The sequence below is a fragment of the Flavivirga aquimarina genome (assembly GCF_030540835.1).
Taxonomy (GTDB): Bacteria; Bacteroidota; Bacteroidia; order Flavobacteriales; family Flavobacteriaceae; genus Flavivirga; species Flavivirga aquimarina.
The window spans coordinates 25,482-51,291 of the sequence record NZ_JAUOEK010000068.1; the positions used below are offsets into that span (position 1 = coordinate 25,482).

Consider the following 25,810-nt stretch of genomic DNA (forward strand, 5'->3'; position numbering starts at 1 on the left):
TTCATTTATGAAAACACCACTATAACAGATAGTTAACGGTTTAATTCTTATCGAAAACCTTTTTTAGAAAGCTTTTTGTTTTTTTTGACACTTCAGATAGTGTGTCTTTGGCTTCTTCTGCAAATTCTTCTAATTTATTGCTGGTTTCATCTACTAATTCAGTCGTCTTTTCAGCAACCTTATCTAACTCCTCTCCTGCTTCTTCTGCAAATTCTTTTACCTTTTCTTTGGCTTCAGTATATTTTTCTCTGGCTTCTACAGAGAGTTTTACTCCTTTTTCTTTTGCTATTTCTGTGAAGTCTTCTAATTTTTCGTTTGCTTCTCCAAAAAGCACATTTGTTTTTTCTTTTGTTTTATAGTAAATCTCTTTGGCTTCTGCTTTTAACTTTTCTGCTTTATCATTAACATGATCTTTACCCTTCGAATCACCTTTTATAACTTCTGCGTCATAAACTTTATCATTCGGTTGATTATTTTTAGATTCATCAGACATAACTTTTTCACTTTAACGTATTCAGTTTATATGTCTATTAACTTATACAAATGTTACAGGAAAAGGGTTTTAGAGTTTACCTAAAAAGCATGATAACGCCACCTATAGCTGTAACAATTAATATAAATCGCCTATAATTTATATTCGAAATTAATTTTACGATAGCTACTCCGAGAAAAAAACCAATGATTATTGCTGGAATTAAAACAGTATTTAAAACAAGGGTTTCTTTAGTAACTGTTTTCCAAACAAAAAAATGAAAGGGTAACTTAAATACATTTATAATGAAAAATAACCATGCCGCAGTTCCTATAAATTCATTTTTTGGTAAACGCATCGCCAAAAAATAAATATTAGAAATTGGCCCTGCTAAATTACCCACCATGGTTGTAAACCCTGCTAAAAACCCTGTGGTGCCTGAAAACCATTTATTGGTTGGTACGCTTGTCTTTTTTCTATTTTCTGTATAAAACATAATTAATACAGAACCAATTATAATAACTGCCATTATTCTTTTAAATAGTACTTCAGAAATATCATTTCCTACCCATACACCTATTAAAACACCTACAATCATCCATGGCATTAATTTTTTTATATACTTCCATTGTGCATGTCTATTATAATATATCACTGCAAAAATATCGGCTGTAATTAACATGGGGAGCAACACTCCTGTGGATGCTTTCTCGCCAAAAACAAAGGCTAGTATAACTACTATTATAATACCTATGCCTTTAATTCCTGACTTGGATAAACCCAACAAAAAAACTGCAAAAAAAATGGCAGTCCATCGTAATGCAGTTAAATTATATGATTGTAGTATTTCTAAATAAGTCAATTATTTATGCTTAAATCTTAGGGCTAAATTACAAAAAGGCTTTATCTATTGGTTCCCAAAGTTCAATTTTGTTGCCATCATTATCTAAAATCCAACCAAATTTCCCATACTCATACTCTTCAACCTCTCCAACAATAGTTACCCCTTCTTCTTTTAAAACTTTAAGTAACTCATGTAAATTTTCTACACGATAATTAAACATAAAGTCTTTTTTAGATGGTTCATAGTATTTGGTATCTGCAGAAAATGGACTCCATTGTGTAGAACAATCGTTTCCTTCTTTATCTTTCCACCAAAAAGTACAACCGTAATCGTCGGTATTAAACCCTAAATGTTTCTTGTACCAATCTTTTGATGCTTTTGGGTCTTTAGCTTTAAAAAATAAGCCTCCTATTCCTGTTACACGTTTTTTCATTTCTTTCTTTTTCTATTATCTTTTACAGATGTTTCATAAATATTTATCCATTCTTTTGCGTCAACCTTTCCAGTAAGTTCTCCTATTAATTTAGAAGGGATATCGTCCATCTTTTTAAAACGAATACAACTTTTCCCCATATCTAACTTATACTTACATTGTTTAGCATATTCTGAGGTAAACCAATCCAACAACTCTTTTTTCGCATAAAGCGCCATACTATAAACCGCTATAAAATTCTTTTGTGACGCTAAATTCATAAATGGTAATGGCAATTTAGGATCGCAATGGTAGCCATCTGGGTATACAGAATGTGGTATAACATAACCTAGCATGCCATAATTCATTTGTTCTTCCATACCTTTCGGTAGGTTTTCCAAGATTTGCTGCCTTAATGCATTAATGGGTTCTTTTCTGTCTTCTGGTAATTCGTCTAAATATTGTTGTGGTGATGTGGCATTAGATTGCATGATGTTAGTTTTTGCGTTGTAAGAATAAGGATGATATTAAAGATACAATAGTTCCTATTGCAAATATGGTTATAAACATAATACCCCAAGCAAAGACAGGACTTTCAAATAATTTCATTTGTTCTTCCAATACTGCCTTTTCTTTTTCAAATTCATTTGCCGATAAGGTGTTTTTCATACCTTCTAAAGCATATGTCTTGTATTCGACAACAAAATCGGGGTTAATCATAGTTACGTAAATCACATCCAGAAGACCAATTACCATACCTGAAATTGCCGAAATTGCTAAACCAATAAGCAATGCTTTTTTAAATGAAATAGTGCCATTATTTATTTGGTCTCTAAAATGTTTTATTCCAAAAAACACAAAAGACAGTGAGGCAAAAATGGCTGTATAGCCAAAAATTTCTAAAACCCCAAAACCTATACCCCAATCGAAAAAATGTCCGCCAATAAATAAAAGCCCTCCAACCAAAGCTGCATAACCACCAAATTTCTTAATCGTTTTTTGCATAATTTCTAGATTACATTAAACGTGTTGATCGATAAGAATAGCATTACCATCAGGGTCTTTTATAACAAAACTTGCCGGACCTGTAGAGTTTTCGGCTGCTTCATTTTCAAATTTAACCTCTTTGCTTTTTAAATGTTTTTGAATATCTCGAACATCTGTAAAAGCATCTAATGTATTGGCATTTTCATCCCAACCGGGATTGAAGGTTAAAATATTATCCTCAAACATACCTTGAAAAAGTCCTATTAAAGCATTTCCATTTTTCATAATGAGATAATTTCTTTCTAAATCGCCTGCGAAAACCTTAAACCCCAGGTTTTCATAAAATACTTTTGAAACGTTAATATCTTTAACGCTTAAGCTTACCGAAAATGCTCCTAATGTCATACTGGTTTATTTTTAAAATAATTAATGAAATCTTATTAATTTACCGGTATAAAGCTACTGGTGATTACGAAAACAGGCTTCATACTAAAGTACCAAATATCTAATACTTTAGTTCTAAAACTATAAAATCTTATGGTCTTTTGCAATTTGTATGGCTTGTGTACGCCTTTTTGCATTAAGTTTTACTAATAAATTAGAAACGTGAGTTTTGATGGTGCTTTCTGATAGGAATAATTTTTCGGCAATTTCTTTATTTGATAACCCTTTTGAAATGGCTTGAAGTACTTCATACTCACGAGAGGTAATTTCCATTTCTTTAATTTTTTGATGATTGATTTCCTCGGAAATATTTCGTGATTTGTGAAGACTCTTTTTATTAATATATACACCTATAATAAAAAATATAACGGCAATAGTTATTATAATAAACTCTATTGAAGTTTCTCCCAGAATTAAAGAGTATTTACTAACCCTGAAAAGAGTATATAGAGAGACAATTAAAAGTGTAAAAACTAAAATTGTTTTTTTCATATACTAAATTTAACGAGTTAGGGTAAAAAATTACTCATATTAAATTATTTGTATGTCACCTTGAGCGCAGTCGAAAGGTCATTAAAATTTGCAAGTTTAAATAGGTTTCGACTGCGCTCAACCTGACATTTATTCTAAGTTAGAAGCTGTTAAAATTGCTCTGACCCGTTAAATCTAGCAAAATTTTGCCTTAATTTTATCGACTATAGTTTGTGCTAATTTCTCTTTGCTTTCAATTGTCCAACCAGCAACATGCGGCGATAAGATAACATTTTGCGCATTAATTAAATATTGAAAGGCTTCTGGCACTTCCGCTTCACCCGATGCGATATCTTTTTTAAATAAGTTTTCGAACGATACTTTCTCATATTCTAAAACATCAAGTCCTGCTCCTAATACTTTACCAGATTTTAAAGCTGAAACTAAATCTTTGGTCATCACACTTTTACCTCGTGCTGTATTTATAAACCAAAATGGTTTTTTAAATTGATTAATAAACGATTCATCTATCATGTTTAAAGTTAAGGGTGTTTGTGGGGTGTGTAAGCTTACTATATCTACTTTTTCTTGGAATTCTTTTAATGATACTTGCCTCGCATCATTATTTCCTACACCTTCTTTAATATCGTAACAAAGTACCTCAACATCAAAACCACGTAACTTTTTAGAAAAAGCTTTTCCCATATTCCCATAACCAATAATACCTACTGTTTTTCCATCGAGTTCTATGCCTCGATTATCTTCACGTAACCACTTACCTCGTCTAACTTCTATGTCTGCTTTATTGAGCTTATTAAATAAAGATAGTACCATCCCCAACGCATGTTCTCCTACGGCATTTCTATTTCCTTCGGGGGCTGCAATTAAAGCGATTCCTTTTTTTTCGGCATAATCGCAATCTATGTTTTCTAAACCAGCACCTACCCGACCTATAAATTTAAGCTTTGTTGCTGCATCTAAAAATTGTTTATCGATAGTAAAACGGCTTCGCAAAATAATACCATCGTACTCTTTAATCTTTGCTTCAATTGTTTCTTTTGATGATGTATAGTCCTCATGATTTGTGAAGCCCAGATCACTAAGTTGGTTAATCATTAGTTCATGATTGGTGTCCAGATGAAGTATTTTCAAAATGTTTTTTGGATTTATTATTAAGGTTAATGAAGATTACTTGCATATTATAAAGATACAAAAGCTAAGACATTTAAAAACCAATGATTAAACCTGCAAGTACAAAGAATAAATAGATTCCAAGAATATCGTTACTTGTTGTTATGAAAGGCCCCGTTGCGATTGCCGGATCGATACCTCTCTTGTCTAAAATAATTGGAACAAATGTACCTACCAAGGCGGCAACAACAATAACAGACATCATTGAAACTGCAATGGCTAAACTCTCAAGCGAATCTTGCCCAATAATTAAACCAAATAGGATTACTAAAAGTGCTAACGCAAAACCATTGATTAAACTTAGTCCAACTTCCTTTAATAAACGGTTTAAAAGGCTCCCTTTAACGATGTCGTTTGCTAAACCTTGAACTATGATGGCACTAGATTGTACACCAACGTTTCCAGCCATAGCTGCAATTAAAGGCGTGTAGAAAAATAGAGAAGGAACGGTATCCATAATGTGTTCGTAATCTTTCATGATAAACACACTTCCTAAACCTCCAAACAATCCTAAAACAAGCCAAGGTAATCGCGCTTTGGTAAGCTCCAAAATGCTATCATCAGCCTCGACATCTTGTGTAATACCTGCTGCTAATTGATAATCTTTATCTGCTTCTTCTTTTAAAACATCTACAATGTCATCAATGGTTATTCTTCCTAATAAAATCTGATTTTCATCAACAACCGGAATGGCTTCTAAATCGTACTTAGCCATGACTTTAGCAACGTCTTCAACATCTTCATTTACTTTAACATAATCTACATTCGAGATATAAATATCTGCGATTTTTTTGTCGCTTTTCGCAACAATGAGATCTTTTAAAGATAAGCGCCCAATTAGTTTTTCTTGTTTGTCCACCACATAAATAGAATGTACTCTGGTTACTTCTTTAGCCTGCCCTCTAATGCGTCGTAAACACCCAGCAACCGTCCAGGTTTCATAAACTTTTACAAGCTCTTTCGCCATGAGTCCTCCTGCGGTATCCTCATCATAAGTTAGAAGCTCTGTAATCTCTGCCTTATGCTCTTCATCTTCAATTTTCGAGATAACCTCTTGCTGTCGTTCTTCTGGTAGTTCTGCAATAAGGTCTGCTGCATCATCGGTATCTAACTCTTCGATTTCTTCAGCAATTTCTTTTGCAGATAAGTTTTTTAATATTTTTTCCCGATTATCCTCATCAAGTTCTGTTAATACATCCGAAGTTTTTTCAGAATCCAGAAGCTTTATAACATATACGGCTTCTTCTAAATTTAGTTCATCTAAAATCTCAGCAATATCTGCGTAGTGAAACTCTTTTAAAAGCTTTTGTAGTTCTTTGTCGTTTTGTGTTTCGACTAATAATTCTACTTGCTCAATGAGCTCATTAGTGAGTTGGAATTGTATGTTTTCTTTTTCTTCAGACAAAAAAGGAACGTTTAAAAGATTCTATACGTCTTTTTCGATCAATTGTGTGAGTTCTATAAATTCTTGAACGCTTAATTGTTCGGGACGTTTGCCAAATATAACATTTGCTTTTAAATTATCTGATAAATTGTACGTTTTTAAACTATTACGAAGTGTTTTTCTACGCTGTTGGAAGGCTGCTTTTACTACTTTGAAAAATAATGCATCATCACAGGGTAATGTATAATCCTTTTTTCTGATAAGCCGTAATACACCAGATTCTACTTTTGGCGGTGGGTTAAAAACATTTGGTGGTACCGTAAATAAATATTCGGCATCATAATAGGCCTGGGTTAAAACCGATAGAATTCCATATACTTTACTGCCTTCTTTAGAACAAATTCGCTGCGCTACTTCTTTTTGAAACATTCCAGAAAATTCGGGAATTTGGTCGCGCATTTCTAAAGTTTTAAAAACTATTTGTGTAGATATATTATATGGAAAATTGCCTATAATGGCGAACGCTTCTTGATTAAAGACATTATTTAAATCGTACTTTAAAAAATCTTCTTCTATTATTCTTGGAGCCAAGTTTAAATAATTGGCTTGTAAATACGCTACAGATTCTGTATCTATTTCTATCACATAAGTCGCGATCTCTTTTTTTAGTAAATACTTCGTTAATACACCCATTCCTGGACCAATCTCTAAAACATTTTTATACTCTTTTAAAGTAAGTGTATCGGCAATTTTTTGTGCAACGGATTCGTCATTTAAAAAATGTTGCCCTAAATACTTTTTTGCTTTTACTTGATGTTGATTTGGGTTATATGCCACGAATTCACGAATATTTTATTACGACATACGAAGATATGAAACTTAAAACCGATGGCGTGGTGTATTATAGAGTTTGTTTTTTAACTCTTCCCTCTTTAAACGTATATGCGTTTAAACCTACCTTCTCTTAAAATAAGGGAAGGAGTAGATTTATATCAAAATATGGACAAGATGGTTTCTATTTCTTCATGAAATTCCTGCTTTCGCAGGAATGACAAACTAGTTAAAGTTTACGGTATATTCGTCAATAATTTCTAGTTCTGTCCTAAAGGCTAACATTTTATCTGCGAATTTTTTCATACCATCAGCTCTTAATTTTTCGGCATCTTCTTTATAATAGGCATCTAAAGCTTCACGGGAATATGATCTATATTGAATGGAATATGTTATACCTCCCATATCTTCTTCTACTAAAACTCTGGTTAGTGTCGCTTTTTCAAATTTCCCGGTAGCTAGTACTTGGGGGATATGTTCTTTTATCCATGTTAACCATTCGTCATGAATGGATTCATCTATGTTTGCGGTCACATTGTATATAATCATATTTACATTTTTTTTGCAAATAACAGAAGTTCTTCGTCATCTTCAAAAAGTTTTACTCTTTTTTCACAAGCAAAGCCCAACTTTTCTAATAACTTGATCGAGTTTTTATTATATGGAACTGTTATTGCTATAAGTTTATCTAATTTAAAAGTCTGTTTTGCTAACGTCATTATTCCTTTTGAGGCTTCATACCCCAAACCTCTACCTTCATACTGAGGAAGAAAGGCAAATCCAAGATCTACACCATCCAGTTCTTTCCGTTTTGCAAGCCCACAAGTTCCTATAGGCTTGTTCTTTTCTTCTTTCAGTTCAAGTTTGTAAAATCCGAAATTAAAATCATGATAACTTTTAATAGTTTTATTTTTTAGATACGTTTCTGCATCTTCAACACTTTTTAAATTTTTATCACCTATATATTTAAGTGCATTAGGTGTATTTGTCAGTTCTAAAAAAAATGGTGCATCCTCTAGCGTAAATTTAGAGATAAGTAAGCGTTCGGTTTCTGTTATTATCATAGCTAATTAATAGCGTCACCCCGCAACGCTCTATATCGTTTTCTAGCATCTACAAAATAAATACTATCGGCATGATTAAAGATTATTAACTCATATAAGGCTTTTGCCTCTTCAGGAAGATTCAATTGGTTTTCATAAATATTGGCCAACTTAAAATAAGCATCGTCTATTAAAATGCCATCTCTATAATTAGCAATAATTGCATTATAGTTAGTTGCTGCTTTTTCGTATTGCTTTTTAATTTCGAATAATTGGGCTTGTTTATATAAAGCCTGGGCTATGATAGGTTCGGTTTTATGTTCATCTAAAATCTTATCTAATAACATTATAGATTCTTCATTCCTGTTTTGAAAGGCCAATAAATCGGCCTTGGCATAAAGTTTTAGAGCTGTTTGCAAAGAGTCTTCATATTTATTATCAGAAATAAGTAGTTTTAAATAAAGCGCATCATTGGCAATAAGTTGCGAGGTTGAAGCTTTTAAAATTTTAAGTTGTGATTCTGCCCATTTAAAATCTCCTTTAAAATAACTTGCTTTTGCTACTCTGTATCGTGCTTCTTGCGAAATGGTACTATTTTTTAAATTGCGTTGAATTTGTGTGTAATAAATTAAAGCTTTATTAAACTTTTCTTGCAACATAAGAATATCTCCCAACTCTAATTTCACTTCTGCTTTCTGTAATTTAGCTAGTGGTAACTTTAATGTGTTTTCTAAAAATGTGGTTGCTTTTTTGGTGTCATTCATATAAAACGCCAAAAAATGGGCGTATGCTATTTGTAGTTTTAGGGTTTGAGAAAACACTCCAAATTCTTTAAATAACTCTAAATATTTAGCACTAATAATACTGTAATTTTCTTTTGAGCTTTCTTTCGTTTCTAATTGAAGTAAATTGTAGTGTGCTTTTAATATGGTATCTGTATTTTGTGCAGTTTCAATGATGTATTCAAAAACTTCTTTTGCTACTTCACTTTCGTTCTCGTTAGAAGCTATTACTGCCAACTCTTGAATTCTATTTAAATTATCTGGCTGTCTATTAAAAATAGCCTTTTCTTGAATAAATGCTTTTTTAAAATCTTTTTGCTGAATGAACAACCAGCTCAACATGTCATTCCAAAGTAAATTAGGTTCTTGCTGAATTTTTTTAAGTAAAATTTTTCGAAATATTATATTGTTTTCATTATCGCTATGCTCACTTATAAAATCGTTAATTTCTCTCTTAATATTTCTTAAACCGGCAGGGTTAGATTCTACAAAATGAATATAACCTGTAAACATTCTTTCTATGTTTCCTTGTTCTCCGTATATCTTGGCCAATTGCAGGTTGAAATTAAAATCCGGATTTAATTCCATTGCTTTTTCATAAGATATCGCTGCTTCTTTTAAAAGTGTATGGTTTTGAAAACTTCTGGCAACAGAAAACACATTACTGGCTCTTGCGTCTATACTGGCAATGGCTTTTTTGTAATTAATAGTCGCATTTTCTAAATCGTTTTTAAGCTGATAGTTATATCCTAACTCTACTAAAAATGCAGCGTAATTAACTCGTTCTATTTGTTTTAACAAAAATGCCTCGGCTTCATCATATTGTTCTAATTGTTGATGTGTAGTTACAATCTGATTGATGTAATTAATATTGGAAGGAGATTTAGCATATAACTTTTCATATTCATATAATGCTTTTTGAAAGTTGCCTTTCTTGAAATATTGCTTTGCAAGAATATCACCTTGTGCATATATAGATGTGCTAAAAAATATTAATAAAATAACAATAATTCTCATCGGTTTTTGCCTTATTATTTATTCCATTCTGTTTTATTAATTCGGAAAATATTAACTTTATTATTATTGTACTCTGTTACCTTGTCTATTCGCATGCCATTTTTTACGGCAACTTTCTCTGAAGGTTTATTGGTTAAACTAATTATAGAAATTATTGAATTTGTTAAATCATTTTTAAAAGCAAAATCTTTACATTTCTTAGCCGATTCTGTTGCAAAACCTCGATTCCAAAATTTTGGTAAAATTGAATATCCTATCTCAACTTCAGGCTTATTATCGACTGTTTGTATCAGCAATCCACAATGTCCAACAAGCTTATTTGTTTCTTTTTCAATTAAGGCATTCATTCCTCCTAAGCCATTCTTATATCTATAATGTTGCTTTTCGTACCATTTTTCACATTCAATTTCGGGTTTTTCCAATTCAGAAATCCAATATTTAAATGATTTAGGATTTTTGAAAAATTCTAACCACATATTAAAATCTGATGGGTCTATTTTCCTAAATAAAATTCTATCTGTTTCTTCCTCTTCAAGTAAATATTTCATCTAAGCAGCTACTTAAGTAGGTACTGTAAATATAAGAAATGTGATGTGTAGATATTGTAAATATTTAGAATTTTTAAAATCACATAGAAACTACACAATATAAAATAGGGAGCGGTCTAAAAAATGTTATTCTGAATGTAATGAAAAACCTCTAAGAATTTTAAAGGTTTTACAAAAAAATGCCCGAATAAAAATCCGGGCACTAACCAACCAAAATAATGTTCCATTAATTATCGTTAATATTAAAAAACGTTGTAATTACATGATTGGGGACAGTTTTATAAATGAAATTAATCTCTATTTATTCACGACTGCACTTACTTTATTTTCAGATTTTGAAATCTCGAAATCTGAAAACAATATTTTACTTGCGAAAAAAATTAATGTAATTAAAATTACGATGCGTTTAAGGTTTTTCATGGTTGGTAGTAGGTTTGATAGATTTGGTCTAGCTAACATCCAAAATATATACCTTAACTCAAAAAAATTCAAAACAAAATCGTTAAACAGCATGAGAAACTTGCACTTAATCGATTATAAATGTAAAATCCTTACAAAACAGTAAGGTTTAATTTCATACTGCTTATGCTTATTTATTTCTAATTAATAATACTAAATCCGGTATAAGCTTGAAGTACTTCTGGTATTACAATACCTTCTTTGGTTTGGTAATTTTCCAGAATCCCGGCAAGCACTCTAGGAAGTGCTAACGAGCTTCCATTTAATGTATGGGCTAATTCGTTTTTACCATTACTATTTTTAAAACGTAATTTTAAGCGATTGGCCTGAAAAGTCTCAAAATTAGAGACTGAAGATATTTCTAACCACCTATCTTGTGCCGTAGAAAACACTTCGAAATCGTATGTTAATGCCGATGCAAAAGATGTATCCCCTCCACATAAACGCAAAATTCTGTATGGTAACTTTAATTCTTTTAAAATACCTTTTACATGGTCAATCATGCCATCTAAAGCTTCGTATGATTTACTTGGATGCTCAACTCGAATAATTTCTACTTTATCAAATTGATGTAATCTATTTAGTCCTCTTACATGCGCTCCATAACTTCCTGCTTCACGTCGAAAACAAGGCGTATAACCTGTAATAGCGATGGGTAATTCACTTTCATTTAAAACCACATCTCTAAAAATATTAGTTCCAGGAACTTCTGCAGTTGGTATTAAATACAAATTATCCTCGGTGACATGATACATTTGTCCTTCTTTATCTGGTAACTGTCCTGTACCAAAACCAGACGCTTCATTTATTAAATGTGGTAATTGGTATTCTGTATAACCTGCTGCTGTATTTTTATCTAAAAAATAAGCAATTAATGCACGTTGTAGTCTCGCTCCTTTACCTTTATAAACTGGAAATCCCGCACCTGTGATTTTATTTCCTAGTTCGAAATCTATAATATCGTATTTCTTTGCCAGTTCCCAATGTGGCATGGCATCTTCGTGCAAAACAGGAATCTCACCTTCTTCAAAAATGGTTTCATTATCCAAATCAGAATTACCACGAGGCACAAGTTCATGTGGTATATTTGGAATTTTATAAAGCAGTTCGTTTAGCTCATTAGATTTACTACTAAGTGCTTCTGTGAGTTCTTTTGAAGTTTCTTTTAATTGGCTCGTTTTCTCTTTTAAAAGGTTTGCTTTTTGAACTTCTCCAGATTTAAACAAGTTACCTATTTCTTTAGATAATGAATTAGATTCTGCCAACGTATTATCTAAGTCTGTTTGGATACGTCTTCTATCTTCATCAAAGGAGATTACATCTTGAATCATTTGAGTAGCATCTATATTTCTTTTTGCTAATCGTTCAATTACCAATTCTTTGTTTTCTCTAATAAAAGGAACTTGTAACATGGTTTAAAAATTTAAGCGACAAATTTAGGGAATTACAAAATATTTATACCAATTATTGTTTTAATTTACTGTAAAATAAAATAGCCTGTCCCGTTAAAAATGGAGCATTTTAATTATAACAAATTCAAAACGGCAAATCGCATTAGTCTTCTTTTGAAGGTAATATCCAATCACAATGTTTAAATGTACTCCATGTTGCTTTTGCAAAATCTACCTCTGGGTTTATTAATCTTTTATAAGACTTTCCGTTTACACTTACTTTGCAATCAACATAAATAGCTACCTTTTGTCCATCGCTTTCAAACTTTTGTTTTAAATATTGTGTAAATTGCCAGATGGCATCCGGTTTTGCGCCTATAGAACGCTTCTGTTTTGCCGTTAAATAATCATCTAAATTAATTACTAAACTTTTACCTGAATCTTTATTTTCAACTCTATATTTAGTTATACTGCTTTTTGTTCTAAGCATCATACGCCACGAAAGTCTATGGCCTTCTTCCGTCCAGAGCACATCATCTTCAATAAAATGATGTCTTAGCGGCAGCCCTATTTGAACTAAAAAATAAATAGAAAAAACAGCTAATAATGGTGTTTTCAACTTTGGAATGACCACCTCATCTGAATTATAAAAAGGTTTCTTTTTTAAAAATAACTTTTGAATAAGTGCAGGTTCAAAAAAGAACAGTGTAAATGCTAATGATAAATAAGGAAAAATTCCTATTTGAAATACAAACGAATTAAATAAATGAAAGAAAACAGAAGCCATAAAAGCGTATTTTCTTGTGGGTTTGAATAGTAATAACGGGACAATTAAGCCATCAAACAGTATACCGCCATAAGCTAAAATATAGTGCAGCCATTTTTGTTGAAGTAAGTCACCTATTAAAATGTAACCCTTCTTGTTTTTCATAAACATTTCTATTACGCTAGCATCTAACCAATCTGGATATAATTTTGCGATAGAAGCATAGGTATAAACAATAAAAAGTTGCAACACAATAACCAAACGACACCAATGAGGCATTGAAAAACTTTTTAATTTAGGGTTTAATTTCACATCTATAGAAGCATATTTGTGAGCTGGAAGACATGCCATAATGCTACTTAAAAGCATCAATAAATAATAGTGATTGTTATAAGCCGATTTCTGCATTAAATAAGTAGCAGCCCACATTAAGGCAAAACATATAGCACTCAACCTATATTTATAACCAACCATTATGAATAATGCAAATATGCCCATAATTGCATAGTAGACATACATACCATTTCCCGGAAGTGGTTGTAACCACTCAAAACCAATAAACGAAAAAGTGAATTCCGGTTCTACTAGCGTACGTTTTACCCAACCTGTAAAAATAGCACCAACAGATTCTAAAAAGCAAAGAAGTCCGAAAATAATTCGGAAAACTATTAACGCTGAATTATCTATATGTTTAAATAGCCATTTATTGATCATGGTGTTTTTCTATAAACGCAAAAGCCATTTTCTTATCTTTCTTTAATTGATGTTTTAAGGCATCAACCGATTCAAATTTTTCTTCATCTCGAATACGTTTCAATAAATCAATTTGAATTGTTTTGTTATAAATATCTTTATTGAAATTAAAAAAGTGAACTTCAATAGTCTCTTTATTACCATTAACTGTTGGGTTCATGCCAATATTCATCATACCATAAACAGTTATTTTATCTATTACGGATTTTACAATGTAGGCGCCTTGCTTGGGTATTAATTTATAATCCTCTTCTATTTGAATATTAGCCGTCGGAAAGTTTAATTGTCTTCCTAGACCTTTTCCTTTTGCAACCCTTCCTGATAACATAAAATTATAACCTAAAAAAGAATTTGCTTTAGCTATATCGCCATCGATTAAAGCATGTCTAATCTTTGTAGAACTAACGGCTACATCGTCTATATCTTGTGCCGAAATTTCTTCAACTTCAAATCCATACATCTCTCCAAATTTTTTCAAATCGTCGATATTTGCATTTCTGTTTCTGCCAAATCTGTGATCGTAGCCAATTATTACTTTTTTTGCTTTTAGTTTATCGACAAGAATTTCCTTAACAAAATCTTCGGATGTGAGCCTTGAAAATTCTTTTGTAAACTTTTTAACTATTAATAGGTCTAATTCCAAAGCGTCTAAAATATGGCGACGTTCTTTAATAGTATTTATCAATTTTATGCCTGAATCTTTTTGAAGCACCATCCGTGGATGAGGAAAAAAAGTGAGGATTACAGATTTTAAATGCTCTTTTTTACCAGTATCAATTAAGTGTTTTATTATTTTTTTATGCCCTATATGAACCCCATCAAAAGTTCCAATTGTAACCACTGTAGGGTCTACAGGTTTATATGTTTCAATGTTTTTCGCCTTACTCATTTAACGATAAAATTGTTAAATTAATTTAAAAAAGTTAGATTTGTTATATTACGTTTAATGAAAATGCCCTAAATATTTTTTATGAAAACAAAACTACATTATGTTTTATCAATTGCAATGATTTTGTATACATTTTCAAGCATTGCACAAAATTCTTCATGGAAAAAGGTTGAAATCATTAAAAGTTATGAAAAATTATCTAAACTTCATTTAGATAAAAATAAGGTTCAAGTTTTCGAACTTGATCTGTCTTTGTTTAAAAGTACTACTACTTCTGCAACGTTAAGAGGGCAAAATAAAAAAGGCAATACCATTATTAGTATTCCGGGACATCATGGTGAATTAGAATCGTTTAACATTTATGAAGCTCCTGTTTTCTCTCCAGAGCTTGCTGCTAAATACCCAAATATTAAATCGTATGTTGGGGTAAGCCGAGATAATTCGGGTGCCCGATTACGAATGAGTGTTTCACTTCAAGGCGTACAGACCATGATTTCGTATATTGATAAACCCACTGTTTTTATGCAACCCCTTTCTAAAAACTCTAATCAATATGTACTATATAATAGAGAAAACGAAAACAGCCTTACAAATAAATTTGAATGTAAAACTATCGACGAATTAAATAAGACACTCAATAAAAATGGCCAAAATTCTTTAAGCAAAATTAATGAGGGTGGGGCTAACGATCAAACACTTCAAAAATTTAGAATAGCTATTTCTACGACCTCTGAATATACCGATTATCACGATGACGAAAATGCTGGAAATGGGGATGCCATTGCAGATGCTTTAGCAGCAATTAATGCTTCATTATCTAGAGTTAATGAGGTTTTTGAGATTGATATGGCCGTAACTTTCGAGCTTATAGATGCAACACAATTAATATATAATGATGCAGATACCGATCCGTATTCTGACGCCAATGTTGGTACCCATAAGGATAATTTCGACAATACTGATGGATGGAGTTTACAACTTCAAAATACGTTAACCAATGAGATTGGTAATAGCGCTTACGATATTGGTCATTTATTTGGGGCTACTGGTGGTGGTGGAAACGCAGGTTGTATTGGATGTGTGTGTCAAAATCCCACTGGCGGATCGCCTCATGGTAAAGGAAGTGCCTATACCTCTCCAAGTAATGCAATCCCAGAAGGCGATTCATTCGACATCAATTATGTAATTCATGAAATTGGACATCAAATGGGAGCGAATCATACTTGGGCTTTCGAGACTGAAGGCACAGGTGTTAACTCTGAGCCTGGTAGCGGAACAACAATTATGGCGTATGCTGGTGTTGCTGATCCTGAACAAAATAACGTAGAGCAAAATAGCGACGATTATTTTCACTACCATAGTATTAAGCAAATATTAGACAATCTGGATACCAAAAGCTGTCAAACGACCGAAGCCATATCTAATAATCCACCAAGTGCAGATGCTGGAAATGACTATAACATACCAAGAGGAACAGCTTATATCTTAAAGGGTTCTGCTACCGATTTGGACGGGGGAGATAATTTAACCTATTGTTGGGAACAAATAGATAGTGGCCTTTCTAACTACTTTAATTTTGGACCCGATTTAACTTCTGGGCCTATGAACAGGTCCTTACCTCCAACAAACTCTCCAGACAGATACATACCTAAATTTAATAGTGTCTTAGCTGGGAATACTACTCGAACCAATCCTACTTTAGGAAGTGATTGGGAAACAGTATCTAGTGTAGCCAGAACTTTAAATTGGGCGTTAACTGTTAGAGATAGGTCTACGGCTTCTTCAACAGGTGGGCAAACTAGTTATGATACCATGCAAATCACCGTAGAAGATGTTACTCCTTTTACCATAACCAACAACCCGGTTTCCTGGGCACAAGGAACTAATCAAACTATTGAATGGGTTGTTGGACAAACAGCTAATGGTACTATAAATTGTCAAAATGTAAATATTCTATTATCCACAGATGGCGGATTAACATTTCCCACGACTATTGCATCAAACACGCCTAACGACGGTTCTTTTACTTATACTGTTCCTGCAATGCCTGATACAGCTAATGCTAGATTATTAGTAGAAGCCGCGGATAATATTTTTTACGATGTCTCTGATTTCGATTTTTCGATTTCTTCAGACCCCGATTTTTTTATAGTTGAAGAGACTTTAGATCCGGTTGACTGCAATGCAACTACTGCTGTTTTTCATTTTGAATATGTTGTAGCAAATGGTTTTTCAGAAAATACTGTTTTTAGTGCTTCTGGAAATCCAGGAAGTTCTACGGTTGACTTCTCGCCAGCTAATTTAAGCGCTTCTGGTAGCGTTACCATGACTATTAGTGATTTAGATGGTGTTTCACAGGGCAATTATACGTTAACAGTTACAGGAACTTCAACATCTATTACAAAAAACAAGTCCCTAGAATTTCCTTTTTTCGATGGCCTTTGTGTTTCTGTTGCAGAAAGTGCAGTTTATAAAACAAGTACCACGCTGGTACAATTTAATACCATTAACCAATCCTCCGCAAAACCTTTCGGTTACTCAGATTATACCTCGATCACTACAAACATAAATAGGAATAACTCTTATGACCTAACCGTAAATGTTAATACTGATGGTAATTGGACTACCCGTACTAAGGTTTGGATAGATTGGAATCAAAATTGTAGTTTTGATGATTTTGGTGAAGAATATGATTTAGGAGACGCCACTAACGTCACTAATGGAGCAACAACACTTTCGCCACTTTCTATTACCGTTCCTATTGATGCTGCTGTGGGGAATACTACCATGAGGGTTTCAACCAAGTTCGACACATCTCCAACGTCTTGCGAAAATGGTTTTGATGGTGAAGTTGAAGATTATACACTCAATATATTATCAACAGATGTAGAATATGACACTTCTATAACGCTTGTTCAATTTAATACTATTAGTCAATCTTCTACAAAGCCTTCTGATTATTCCGATTATTCATCTGTTGCTACAGAAATTAGTAGAGATGACACTTATGATTTAACTGCAAATGTTACTACTGATGGTAATTTTACGACAGCAACAAAAGTATGGATTGACTGGAATCAAAATTCCAATTTTAATGATACTGGTGAGGCATATGATTTAGGTGAAGTTACCAACGCTACAAATGAAGCAACTAGTAATTCACCTCTTTCTATTAGTGTTCCTATAGACGCTATTTTAGGAAACACTATCATGAGAGTTGCCACCAGATATATTGGAAGTATGGGAGAACAAGAACCAATCCCTTCTGCAAATGGGTTTGATGGAGAAGTAGAAGATTACACCCTTACAATACTGCCAACCGCAGCTATTGAAGAGTCTGGTTTTGATAACCTAATAGTACATCCTAACCCAAACAACGGAAAATTCAATATTAATCTAAATGGTTCTCTTTCCAGAGATATTATTGTCGAAATTTTTACTGTAAGAGGGGAACTTATTTATAAAAGCGTATTTGAAGCTACTGGTGATCTCGACGAAAGTATAGATTTAAATAATATACAATCTGGCATATATATTTTAAGTGCATATGATGGGCTTCGAAAAGCTACTAAAAAGATTGTTGTTAATTAAAAGTTTCCTAAAAAATGAACGGCATCTCAACTATGCTCAATGTAACATTTAATTTTAAACGCTTATAAACAGCCACTTTTATTTACCGTTAAAAGTATTCATAGTAATATTTATTCCTGCTAAAACAAATGATTTTATAAGCTCAGCCGATGTGTCTAAACGTTCTTTAAGTTTATCTGACTCTTCTTGGGTCCATTCTCCCAAAACATAATCAACTTGCCTTCCTTTGCTAAAGGCATCGCTAATTCCAAATCTAAAACGATTGTATTTTGTTGTATTTAATTTCTCTTGAGTGTCCCTTAATCCATTATGCCCACCATCACTACCTTTTGCTTTTAACCGAATACTCCCAAAAGGCAGGTTTAAATCATCGGTAATAACTAATAAATTTTCTAAAGGGATTTTTTCTTTTGTTAACCAATATAATATAGCTTTTCCGCTTAAATTCATATAAGTATTGGGCTTTAAAAAAATAAACGTTCTCCCTTTTAATTTATACGTAGCTATATCTCCCAGTTTTTGAGTTTCAAAAGCTAATGTTTCTTTATTAGCAAAATAGTCTAATATTCTAAACCCTATATTGTGACGCGTATTTGCATATTTCTCTCCAATATTTCCTAAACCAACTATTAAATACTTCTTCATAATATCTTGTTCTTCTATTACTTTTTTTCTTTTAAATAGTTTGAATAAAAACCGATACATAATCTTATGTTTCTGTAAAAATAAAAAAGCATCCTGATATACAGAATGCTTTTAATATTTAAAATTTAAGAATATTATCTATTCTTGAGCTGCAGGTGCTTCTGCCCCTTCTGCTGCAGGCGCTGCTGCTCCTTCAGTTCCTTCTGCTCCTTCTTCTAATTCTTCATCTTCTTCATCTTCAACCGCTACTCTAGATGTTCTAACTTGACATACTACGGTGTTATCTGAATGCAAGAACGTGTATTTATCACTTGGTAAATCACCAACTGCAACTTTATCACCAATTTTTAAAGGAGTAATATCTATCTCGATAAAATCTGGTAAGTTTGCAGGAAGTGCTTTAATACGAAGTTTTCTATTGTTTCTTCTTAAAACACCTCCGTTTTTAACCCCTCTTGAGTTTCCTACAAGGTTTACTGGAATATTTAAAGCAATTTCTTTGTCTTCAAATAACTGATAAAAATCTATATGTAAAATTCTATCTGTGACTGGGTGAAATTGAATGTCTTGAAGTACTGCATTTAAAGTTTCTCCATTATCTAAATTAATCACAACTGTATGCGCATTAGGAGTGTATACAAGTTTAGAGAATGCTAGTTCTGGTGCTGCGAAATGAACTGGCTTATCTCCTCCGTATAATACGCAAGGAACCTGACCAGCATTACGTAAGGCTTTTGTTGCTTTTTTGCCCACGCTTTCTCTTTGAGATCCGTTGATTGTAATTGATTTCATAATTGTTATTTATTATTATTTAATTATATTATGTAAACTTTATTAATATTTATTTTTAAGCTACTATAATGTTTTATAGTAATTGAGTTTTTCGACTATATTCAAGATAAACTCAAATTGAAACTACATTACAAATTTCGAGCTTATAGATTGATTATTATGTACTTTTTCCATAACCTCAGCAAATAAGTCGGCACAGCTTAAAACCTTAATTTTATCACTTTTTTGAGATAACGGAATAGAATCTGTTACTATAAGTTCTTCTAATTTTGATTTTTCTAAATTTTCATAAGCTTTCCCAGACAATATAGGATGTGTACAAATAGCTCTTACACTTAATGCGCCACGCTCCATCATTAAATCTGCTGCTTTTGTTAGTGTACCTGCTGTATCTACCATATCATCTACAAGTACTACATTTTTGCCTGTAACATCCCCGATTAATTCCATATGCGAAATTATATTGGCTTTAGCTCGTTGCTTATAACATATTACTACGTCACTTTCTAAGGCTTTAGAATAGGCATAGGCTCTTTTTGAACCTCCCATATCTGGAGATGCAATGGTTAAATTATCTAAATTCAAGCTTTGTAAATAAGGTAGAAAAATTGTAGATGCAAACAAGTGATCTACTGGTTTTTCAAAAAAGCCTTGAATCTGATCGGCATGCAAATCCATGGTTATAATACGTGTTGCTCCAGCAGCTTCTAACATTTTTGCTACAAGCTTAGCCGCAATAGGTACTCTGGGTTTATCTTTTCTATCTTGCCTTGCCCAACCAAAATAAGGCATTACTGCCGTAATGTGTCTTGCCGATGCTCGTTTTGCAGCGTCAATCATCAATAGCATTTCCATTAAATTTTCCGGACCCGGATTGGTAGAACCAATAATAAAAATTCTGGTACCTCTAATAGACTCTTCATATGATGGTTGAAATTCTCCATCACTATAAGTAGATGTAATAACATTACCTAAATCGGCTCCAAAGGATTTAGCTATTTTTTCACCTAGCACTTTACTCTGCTTACATGCAAAAATTTTAGCTTCGGGAATAACAATTGGCATAGTTAACTTGTTGTTTTATAGTACTAAAAAGCACCCTTTTTTAAACGAGGTGCAAATTTATACATTTATTTTCACCTAAAAAGTATATTGCTCTGTATTTTTATGATTAATATCGAAAAAATCTATATTTTTGCTGTCCGAAATGCTCAAGTGGCGATCCCGATAGCTATCGGGAGGTAGACACTTCATGCTCAAGTGGCGGAATTGGTAGACGCGCTGGATTCAAAATCCAGTTTCTTCGGAAGTGTGGGTTCGATTCCCACCTTGAGTACAAAAGGCTTTAACAGAAATGTTGAAGCCTTTTTTATTTCACAGGTACAACAAAATAAAATTCAACTTAAATATTTATAGCTCAATATTTGGAAAATGCTTTTCAATTCTGGACTAGATTTAAAGCTCCTTATCTCGGTAATCACACTATTTTTGGATCAAAAACATAAGTCTGTCGCTAAACTAAAAATCTGGTATTTTTATACATAAACAGCCAATTATAATTTAAAATAACGATACAGCACTTTAGACGTTAGAGGACTTATGTTTCTAGAATTCGCGAAAGATTATTTAGTAGTTAAAGGTTTTTAGATAATCTGTATTCGAAAATTCAAATCAATTATTTAATTTAAACACATAATTGACAAGGTTTTCTCTTAATTTCCTGTACTTTCTTGCGAGGAATCAAGAGTCCTTTTTTTGATTATTATTTATTATTAAAGGTAATCTCTCTTAAAAAATACAACATCTTATTGAGTAGATTTTAAAAAGAACCGCCCTTGTTCATCATCATAAGAGTATGTAATTGTATTGTACATATATTTCTTTAAAATCTCAAGTTCTTTAATTTCCTCTTTTTTTGGTTTCTTATTAACATTTAATTTTTGAACAAACACTAAATCCTCATTATCTTTTGGTTTGAGGAGATTTCTAACATAATATTTCTCCATAAGTAAAAGGGTACTTAATAAAATACTATTACCGTCTTGCTTCATTTTCTTAATATCACATAAATGTTCTGTTAAAAACTTTGGAAGCACATTATTTATAGACTTAGGAGTTACTTCTTTGTTTTTTACCGAATAGAACTTAGCTTTATCTCGGTCAAAGTCAATCATTCTCACACCTAAAAATAAATGAATATTCTTATCTATTAATATTAACTTGCTTTTATCTTTATTATTCCAAAATGCAGTGGCTTGAGTTGCTACCTTTTCTTCAATAGAAAGTACATTTAGAGTAATGGATTTAGTAATATATTCTTTAGAATCTACTAACACAAAGGCTTTCCCTATAGTTAACCTTCCAGGTTTTAAAGCTTTAATTTTATGATAATATATTTTTGAATCAATTCTTTTTCCTTCTTTCCAACCACCACGCACTATTTTTCCTGGTTTTGAAACAAATTTAAAGTCTTTAAAATCAGGAGCTTTAAAGTTACTTATTTTTTCATCTGTTATAGAATCAAGTATAAAATTAACAGTAAAAATATCATCAATAGCGATATTATCTTGACTTATAACAGCTTTAAAACTTACTTGCCCAAGCATTGTATTTGTAATAAAAGTAATATATATAGTATCTTAAAATTCATTTTTAACTCATATGTTATAAATAGACTCTCTCTTAATAGTAATTTGTAAAAAAGCTATTTCACATCATTTTCAGGGGTATCTAAATGATGAAGATTATATTTTTTAAATAAACCAAAAGTTGTATAATTTCCTTTTATAGCCTCTAAATAAACTTCATGATTAATTTCAAATTTTCTACTTCCACCACCTTGTATAGATAATTGATACTCTATAAAAAACTTATCATTTTCTATTGTTAGAATAAAGTCCTTACCATAATAGGTATTAGAACTATTTTTAGAAATAGATATAGGCTTGACTTTAATAGAACCTTGTTCAATAATTATTGTATGTAGTTTATACTTTTTAAAAAGTTCTTTAGTACTTCTTTCTCCAAAAACAATATCTTTGAAGACTGTCTCGTCAATTTCAACTTTTATTTTTTTTTTAAAAACTGTATTAGCTATGGGAGTTACATATAGAATTGGAGGATTGTCTCCTTCTTGTTTAACTATCCAACCGTTATCTAATTCATATTGTTTATTCATAATTAAAAAATTATAATTTAGTATATGGTAAATTAGGGTCTGAAAGATCTATAATACCTTCAGGCACTCCTCCAGAAGTAATTCCTCCTGGTTGCCAAAACTCATCTATAACTCCAGATTCATTTCCTGAAGGGATTTTAACTTCTCCAAAATCATTCTTTTCAATCCAAGCTATAACCGCATCATCACCTGTTAGATCACCCGGGTTTAAGCCTAGCTTGGTCTCTATTTGTGCCAAATCACCGCCCGTTTCTGCAATTAAGTTGTCGTATTCACTTTTAGGCATTGTAAAAGCATCATTAGGTCCAAGTGTTCCGTATGTATCAATATTAGACTGTTTGGTAAATCTAACAGCTCCATCATCAAATTTAGCTAAATGATTTGAAATATACTGTGGATCCAAATAAGTATTTGGATTTGGTCTAGAGCCTTTAGGAATTCCTAGGATCTCATGAAACTTCTTTACTAAATCGTCCCCCACAGTAACAACATCATCCCCTCTTTTAAGAATTAACCTACCCGCATTATCCATTGTGGTTTCAAAACCTTTTTTAGCAGCTTTGGCGGCAGCTTTGGCAGCAGTACCCAGCTTTCGAGTAATTTGTGTGATTTTGTTAAAAATCTTAATACTCTTTAAAGCTCCTTTAATTGCACTACCACCCACTGCAGTTGCTACTAAACCAGCTATAGCTAAAGCAACTCCTAATTTATCGCCATTGTTTATACTACGTACTAACTCTATAATATCACTGCCAGGTAAAAAAGCTATTAATGCTTCTACTAAAAATGGCTCTGCAATAGTTAAATAATCACCGAAATCCATTTCTTGGTCTGCCACTTCTTGATTTTCTGGAAGCGCATCTATTGCAGCTGTTTCAACAGTATCTTCTGTAACTTGCCTTAAACCTTCAGCATCTGTAATACTGCCTATATTAAAATCATAAGGTGCACTTATATCCAAAGTACTTTGTATGTTTTTAAGAATTTCAGAGTGTGATTCTAATTCTAATACATCATTAGCTGAAGCATTACCATATACCGTTGATACTATTTGATTTGTTTCTCCTCCTAATTGTTCTATTACAGCTACAAACTCTTTTTCGTAATTAATAATTACTTCTCTGCTTGCCATTAACGGTGGTGGCGTGTTTTGTAGAGCTATAGCTTGTAATATAAGATCACTACAATTTTCTAGTGCATCTTCACTGCATGGCGCCTTTTCACAGCCAGCTGTTATGTCATAGTCTCTATCATGGGGCAAAGAAAAACGATGATAGTCTGTTTCATCATTGGCTTCTACTATATATTCTACTTCAAATTCAATACATCCCCCTTCAGGAATATCTGTATATGCTATAACTTCTACTTCTTCATATGTTCTAGTACCATCACCGTTATTGATTGGGTCTAAAAAATTATATATAGCTTTTACAGATCCACAATCATCGTATATAATACCTGATGGACCTTCTCCTCCAGTTTCAGGATTAAGATAATATGGTAAGGTAATTTCTACTGATTTTGTAAATCTTCGTCCAGCTTCTAATGGGAATTCATCACAAATTCTCACAACTTCTATATCGGTGTCGTAACCATAAAGAGGTGGTAAAACTTGTTTTTCTAATTGTTCTTGATAGTCTTTACTAATATTAATTTCTAAATTTTCAATTCCATCAAAGCCATCTACATCTAACCGTATTCTTATGCTATTAAAAGTACCTGGAGTTACAGTTTTTTGGCCGATTGTGTTAATATCACCATTCCAATTATTATAGAAATGCCCTAGAACATAAGTACCTATTTTTCCAACCCCTTCTTTCATGATATGGCCTACTTCTCTTACTGAATGAGGAGACCATGCTTCAGGAACTTCAATATTTAAATACATTCCATATGAGGTAGTATTAAATATAAGACCATTAGCTTTAAGAATTACAACACGCTTATTATCTACAATAGTGTTCTTAGTTATAGTAGCAGAATCAGCTAACGGGGATAAAGGTGTGTCATCATCAGTAGAATTGTTCTGATTTTCTTCTTCATCTCCAGGGGCTTCAACAGTATATTCTGCAACAATCACATCTTCTTCATCTTCATCAGGACTAGTATTACTATCAGGTACAGAACTGTTTCCATTTCCTTCTATAGGTATTTGAACTGATGTCATTATAGTGTCATCCGACATATAATCAGGAAAGTCTGCTGTAATAGTTAATACTGTATACGCTGCAATTCCATCTACCATTGCCAAACCCGAAAGTTCATAGTTTCCTATATCTATACCGGGAATTTGAAGGTCAGGCAATTTACCTACCAAATTTTTTACGACAGGAAGAGAATAAGGGACTTTGACTGTAAATTGTTTAGATTTCCCATGTTTTAATTTTAAGTTAATTACCTTAATAACAACCGAACCATCATTTTTTACTTTTAAATTTAAATCTGGATTAGGAGTGCTGCCATCCTCATTGCCTGTTGTGTTATTCCCAACATTACTATTTGTGCTAGTATTTCCATTGGAATTTTCACTATTTACATAAGGGCTATCATCACTAGGTTGGTCTATTACATAGCTAAAAGAATTTAAATCTTCATTATTAGTCCCCTCGACATTTATAACATGAAATACTAATCCTGCACCTGAATAACCCGTTGTCATATTTCCAGAGTTTCCAGTTAGATATTCTGTATAAGCAATTGTATAGCCATTACTTATAGATTCAGATACAAATCCACCTCCACCTCCTGCAGTATAACTTAACTGGGAGTGAAATCCATCACTTGAATACCCACTGTCGCCCTCAAAAGGATCATCGTCCCAATCATCATCTGAATCTTCCTGAGCATAAACATTTCCTTGTGCTGCTATAATGCTTAGAAACAAAAATAGTACAGTTTTTAAATAACTTGTTTTCATCTA

At 32.4% G+C, this 25,810-nt stretch carries 24 protein-coding genes and 1 tRNA gene; 2 read left to right on the forward strand and 23 right to left on the reverse strand.

Going from position 1 to position 25,810, the window contains the following annotated elements; all coding sequences use genetic code 11:
* Positions 1–40: 40 nt before the first annotated feature.
* The 17 genes from Q4Q35_RS05310 to Q4Q35_RS05390 all read right to left on the reverse strand — a co-directional run bounded on the left by Q4Q35_RS05310 (position 41) and on the right by Q4Q35_RS05390 (position 14,684).
* Positions 41–493, reverse strand: a complete 453-nt coding sequence (locus Q4Q35_RS05310) for a hypothetical protein (RefSeq protein ID WP_303276906.1) — start codon at positions 491–493, stop codon at positions 41–43.
* Positions 494–569: 76 nt separating this feature from the next.
* The gene (locus tag Q4Q35_RS05315) at positions 570–1,334 is read right to left on the reverse strand and encodes a sulfite exporter TauE/SafE family protein (protein WP_303276907.1); all 765 of its coding nucleotides are present in this window, start codon (positions 1,332–1,334) and stop codon (positions 570–572) included.
* Positions 1,335–1,362: 28 nt separating this feature from the next.
* Positions 1,363–1,749 carry a VOC family protein gene (locus Q4Q35_RS05320; protein WP_303276908.1) on the reverse strand — a complete coding sequence of 129 codons (387 nt, stop codon included), beginning with the start codon at positions 1,747–1,749 and terminating at the stop codon, positions 1,363–1,365.
* A complete protein-coding gene (locus tag Q4Q35_RS05325) occupies positions 1,746–2,219 on the reverse strand; it encodes a DUF1801 domain-containing protein (RefSeq protein ID WP_303276909.1) in 474 nt (157 codons plus the stop codon). Before Q4Q35_RS05325 ends, Q4Q35_RS05320 begins: the two co-directional genes overlap by 4 nt.
* 4 nt (positions 2,220–2,223) lie before the next feature.
* Entirely contained in the window at positions 2,224–2,733 is a 510-nt protein-coding gene (locus Q4Q35_RS05330; protein ID WP_303276910.1) for a DUF4199 domain-containing protein, read from the reverse strand.
* Between the two features lie 15 nt (positions 2,734–2,748).
* Positions 2,749–3,120, reverse strand: coding sequence for a VOC family protein (locus Q4Q35_RS05335; protein ID WP_303276911.1), 372 nt, complete (start codon positions 3,118–3,120; stop codon positions 2,749–2,751).
* 120 nt (positions 3,121–3,240) lie between these two features.
* The gene (locus Q4Q35_RS05340) at positions 3,241–3,651 is read right to left on the reverse strand and encodes a response regulator transcription factor (RefSeq protein WP_303276912.1); all 411 of its coding nucleotides are present in this window, start codon (positions 3,649–3,651) and stop codon (positions 3,241–3,243) included.
* Between the two features lie 174 nt (positions 3,652–3,825).
* Positions 3,826–4,782 (reverse strand): 2-hydroxyacid dehydrogenase, encoded by a 957-nt coding sequence (locus tag Q4Q35_RS05345; RefSeq protein WP_303276913.1) that lies wholly within the window; start codon positions 4,780–4,782, stop codon positions 3,826–3,828.
* Positions 4,783–4,855: 73 nt separating this feature from the next.
* Positions 4,856–6,226, reverse strand: coding sequence for a magnesium transporter (mgtE, locus tag Q4Q35_RS05350; protein WP_303276914.1), 1,371 nt, complete (start codon positions 6,224–6,226; stop codon positions 4,856–4,858).
* Positions 6,227–6,247: 21 nt separating this feature from the next.
* Positions 6,248–7,042, reverse strand: a complete 795-nt coding sequence (gene rsmA / locus Q4Q35_RS05355) for a 16S rRNA (adenine(1518)-N(6)/adenine(1519)-N(6))-dimethyltransferase RsmA (protein ID WP_303276916.1) — start codon at positions 7,040–7,042, stop codon at positions 6,248–6,250.
* Positions 7,043–7,261: 219 nt separating this feature from the next.
* Positions 7,262–7,585, reverse strand: a complete 324-nt coding sequence (locus Q4Q35_RS05360; protein WP_303276917.1) for a DUF4286 family protein — start codon at positions 7,583–7,585, stop codon at positions 7,262–7,264.
* 2 nt (positions 7,586–7,587) lie between these two features.
* On the reverse strand, positions 7,588–8,100 hold the full coding sequence (locus Q4Q35_RS05365) for a GNAT family N-acetyltransferase (protein WP_303276918.1): 513 nt from the start codon (positions 8,098–8,100) through the stop codon (positions 7,588–7,590).
* A 2-nt stretch (positions 8,101–8,102) separates the two neighbouring features.
* Positions 8,103–9,878 (reverse strand): tetratricopeptide repeat protein, encoded by a 1,776-nt coding sequence (locus Q4Q35_RS05370; protein ID WP_303276919.1) that lies wholly within the window; start codon positions 9,876–9,878, stop codon positions 8,103–8,105.
* Positions 9,879–9,892: 14 nt separating this feature from the next.
* A complete protein-coding gene (locus Q4Q35_RS05375) occupies positions 9,893–10,426 on the reverse strand; it encodes a GNAT family N-acetyltransferase (protein ID WP_303276920.1) in 534 nt (177 codons plus the stop codon).
* A gap of 599 nt (positions 10,427–11,025) precedes the next feature.
* Positions 11,026–12,297, reverse strand: a complete 1,272-nt coding sequence (serS, locus tag Q4Q35_RS05380; RefSeq protein ID WP_303276921.1) for a serine--tRNA ligase — start codon at positions 12,295–12,297, stop codon at positions 11,026–11,028.
* Positions 12,298–12,439: 142 nt separating this feature from the next.
* Positions 12,440–13,756 (reverse strand): HTTM domain-containing protein, encoded by a 1,317-nt coding sequence (locus Q4Q35_RS05385; RefSeq protein WP_303276922.1) that lies wholly within the window; start codon positions 13,754–13,756, stop codon positions 12,440–12,442.
* On the reverse strand, positions 13,746–14,684 hold the full coding sequence (locus tag Q4Q35_RS05390; protein WP_303276923.1) for a bifunctional riboflavin kinase/FAD synthetase: 939 nt from the start codon (positions 14,682–14,684) through the stop codon (positions 13,746–13,748). Before Q4Q35_RS05390 ends, Q4Q35_RS05385 begins: the two co-directional genes overlap by 11 nt.
* An 81-nt stretch (positions 14,685–14,765) precedes the next feature.
* Between Q4Q35_RS05390 and Q4Q35_RS05395 the strand changes: the two genes are divergently transcribed.
* Complete coding sequence (locus tag Q4Q35_RS05395; RefSeq protein WP_303276924.1) at positions 14,766–18,275, forward strand: zinc-dependent metalloprotease; 3,510 nt, start codon at positions 14,766–14,768, stop codon at positions 18,273–18,275.
* 78 nt (positions 18,276–18,353) lie between these two features.
* Here the strand turns inward: Q4Q35_RS05395 and pth are convergent, their stop codons facing one another.
* From pth to Q4Q35_RS05410, 3 genes are all read right to left on the reverse strand, one after another.
* Positions 18,354–18,980 (reverse strand): aminoacyl-tRNA hydrolase, encoded by a 627-nt coding sequence (gene pth / locus Q4Q35_RS05400; RefSeq protein WP_303276925.1) that lies wholly within the window; start codon positions 18,978–18,980, stop codon positions 18,354–18,356.
* A 78-nt stretch (positions 18,981–19,058) separates the two neighbouring features.
* Positions 19,059–19,712, reverse strand: coding sequence for a 50S ribosomal protein L25/general stress protein Ctc (locus tag Q4Q35_RS05405; protein WP_303276926.1), 654 nt, complete (start codon positions 19,710–19,712; stop codon positions 19,059–19,061).
* A gap of 123 nt (positions 19,713–19,835) precedes the next feature.
* Entirely contained in the window at positions 19,836–20,777 is a 942-nt protein-coding gene (locus Q4Q35_RS05410) for a ribose-phosphate pyrophosphokinase (RefSeq protein ID WP_303276927.1), read from the reverse strand.
* 189 nt (positions 20,778–20,966) lie between these two features.
* Between Q4Q35_RS05410 and Q4Q35_RS05415 the strand changes: the two genes are divergently transcribed.
* Positions 20,967–21,048: transfer RNA gene (locus Q4Q35_RS05415), tRNA-Leu, on the forward strand.
* Positions 21,049–21,517: 469 nt separating this feature from the next.
* Here Q4Q35_RS05415 and Q4Q35_RS05420 read toward each other — a convergent pair.
* The 3 genes from Q4Q35_RS05420 to Q4Q35_RS05430 form a co-directional block, all read right to left on the reverse strand.
* On the reverse strand, positions 21,518–22,318 hold the full coding sequence (locus Q4Q35_RS05420; RefSeq protein ID WP_303276928.1) for a BatD family protein: 801 nt from the start codon (positions 22,316–22,318) through the stop codon (positions 21,518–21,520).
* A gap of 98 nt (positions 22,319–22,416) precedes the next feature.
* A complete protein-coding gene (locus tag Q4Q35_RS05425; protein ID WP_303276929.1) occupies positions 22,417–22,890 on the reverse strand; it encodes a hypothetical protein in 474 nt (157 codons plus the stop codon).
* 10 nt (positions 22,891–22,900) lie between these two features.
* Positions 22,901–25,807, reverse strand: coding sequence for a hypothetical protein (locus tag Q4Q35_RS05430; protein WP_303276930.1), 2,907 nt, complete (start codon positions 25,805–25,807; stop codon positions 22,901–22,903).
* Between the last annotated feature and the right edge of the window lie 3 nt (positions 25,808–25,810).

Coding starts and splice junctions, on each gene's coding strand:
- Q4Q35_RS05310 (WP_303276906.1), bottom strand. CDS start 493: ATGTCTGATGAATCTAAAAATAATCAACCGAATGATAAAGTTTATGAC.
- Q4Q35_RS05320 (WP_303276908.1), bottom strand. CDS start 1,749: ATGAAAAAACGTGTAACAGGAATAGGAGGCTTATTTTTTAAAGCTAAA.
- Q4Q35_RS05325 (WP_303276909.1), bottom strand. CDS start 2,219: ATGCAATCTAATGCCACATCACCACAACAATATTTAGACGAATTACCA.
- Q4Q35_RS05330 (WP_303276910.1), bottom strand. CDS start 2,733: ATGCAAAAAACGATTAAGAAATTTGGTGGTTATGCAGCTTTGGTTGGA.
- Q4Q35_RS05335 (WP_303276911.1), bottom strand. CDS start 3,120: ATGACATTAGGAGCATTTTCGGTAAGCTTAAGCGTTAAAGATATTAAC.
- Q4Q35_RS05340 (WP_303276912.1), bottom strand. CDS start 3,651: ATGAAAAAAACAATTTTAGTTTTTACACTTTTAATTGTCTCTCTATAT.
- Q4Q35_RS05360 (WP_303276917.1), bottom strand. CDS start 7,585: ATGATTATATACAATGTGACCGCAAACATAGATGAATCCATTCATGAC.
- Q4Q35_RS05365 (WP_303276918.1), bottom strand. CDS start 8,100: ATGATAATAACAGAAACCGAACGCTTACTTATCTCTAAATTTACGCTA.
- Q4Q35_RS05370 (WP_303276919.1), bottom strand. CDS start 9,878: ATGAGAATTATTGTTATTTTATTAATATTTTTTAGCACATCTATATAT.
- Q4Q35_RS05375 (WP_303276920.1), bottom strand. CDS start 10,426: ATGAAATATTTACTTGAAGAGGAAGAAACAGATAGAATTTTATTTAGG.
- serS (WP_303276921.1), bottom strand. CDS start 12,297: ATGTTACAAGTTCCTTTTATTAGAGAAAACAAAGAATTGGTAATTGAA.
- Q4Q35_RS05385 (WP_303276922.1), bottom strand. CDS start 13,756: ATGATCAATAAATGGCTATTTAAACATATAGATAATTCAGCGTTAATA.
- Q4Q35_RS05390 (WP_303276923.1), bottom strand. CDS start 14,684: ATGAGTAAGGCGAAAAACATTGAAACATATAAACCTGTAGACCCTACA.
- Q4Q35_RS05395 (WP_303276924.1), top strand. CDS start 14,766: ATGAAAACAAAACTACATTATGTTTTATCAATTGCAATGATTTTGTAT.
- pth (WP_303276925.1), bottom strand. CDS start 18,980: ATGTATCGGTTTTTATTCAAACTATTTAAAAGAAAAAAAGTAATAGAA.
- Q4Q35_RS05405 (WP_303276926.1), bottom strand. CDS start 19,712: ATGAAATCAATTACAATCAACGGATCTCAAAGAGAAAGCGTGGGCAAA.
- Q4Q35_RS05410 (WP_303276927.1), bottom strand. CDS start 20,777: ATGCCAATTGTTATTCCCGAAGCTAAAATTTTTGCATGTAAGCAGAGT.
- Q4Q35_RS05420 (WP_303276928.1), bottom strand. CDS start 22,318: ATGCTTGGGCAAGTAAGTTTTAAAGCTGTTATAAGTCAAGATAATATC.
- Q4Q35_RS05425 (WP_303276929.1), bottom strand. CDS start 22,890: ATGAATAAACAATATGAATTAGATAACGGTTGGATAGTTAAACAAGAA.
- Q4Q35_RS05430 (WP_303276930.1), bottom strand. CDS start 25,807: ATGAAAACAAGTTATTTAAAAACTGTACTATTTTTGTTTCTAAGCATT.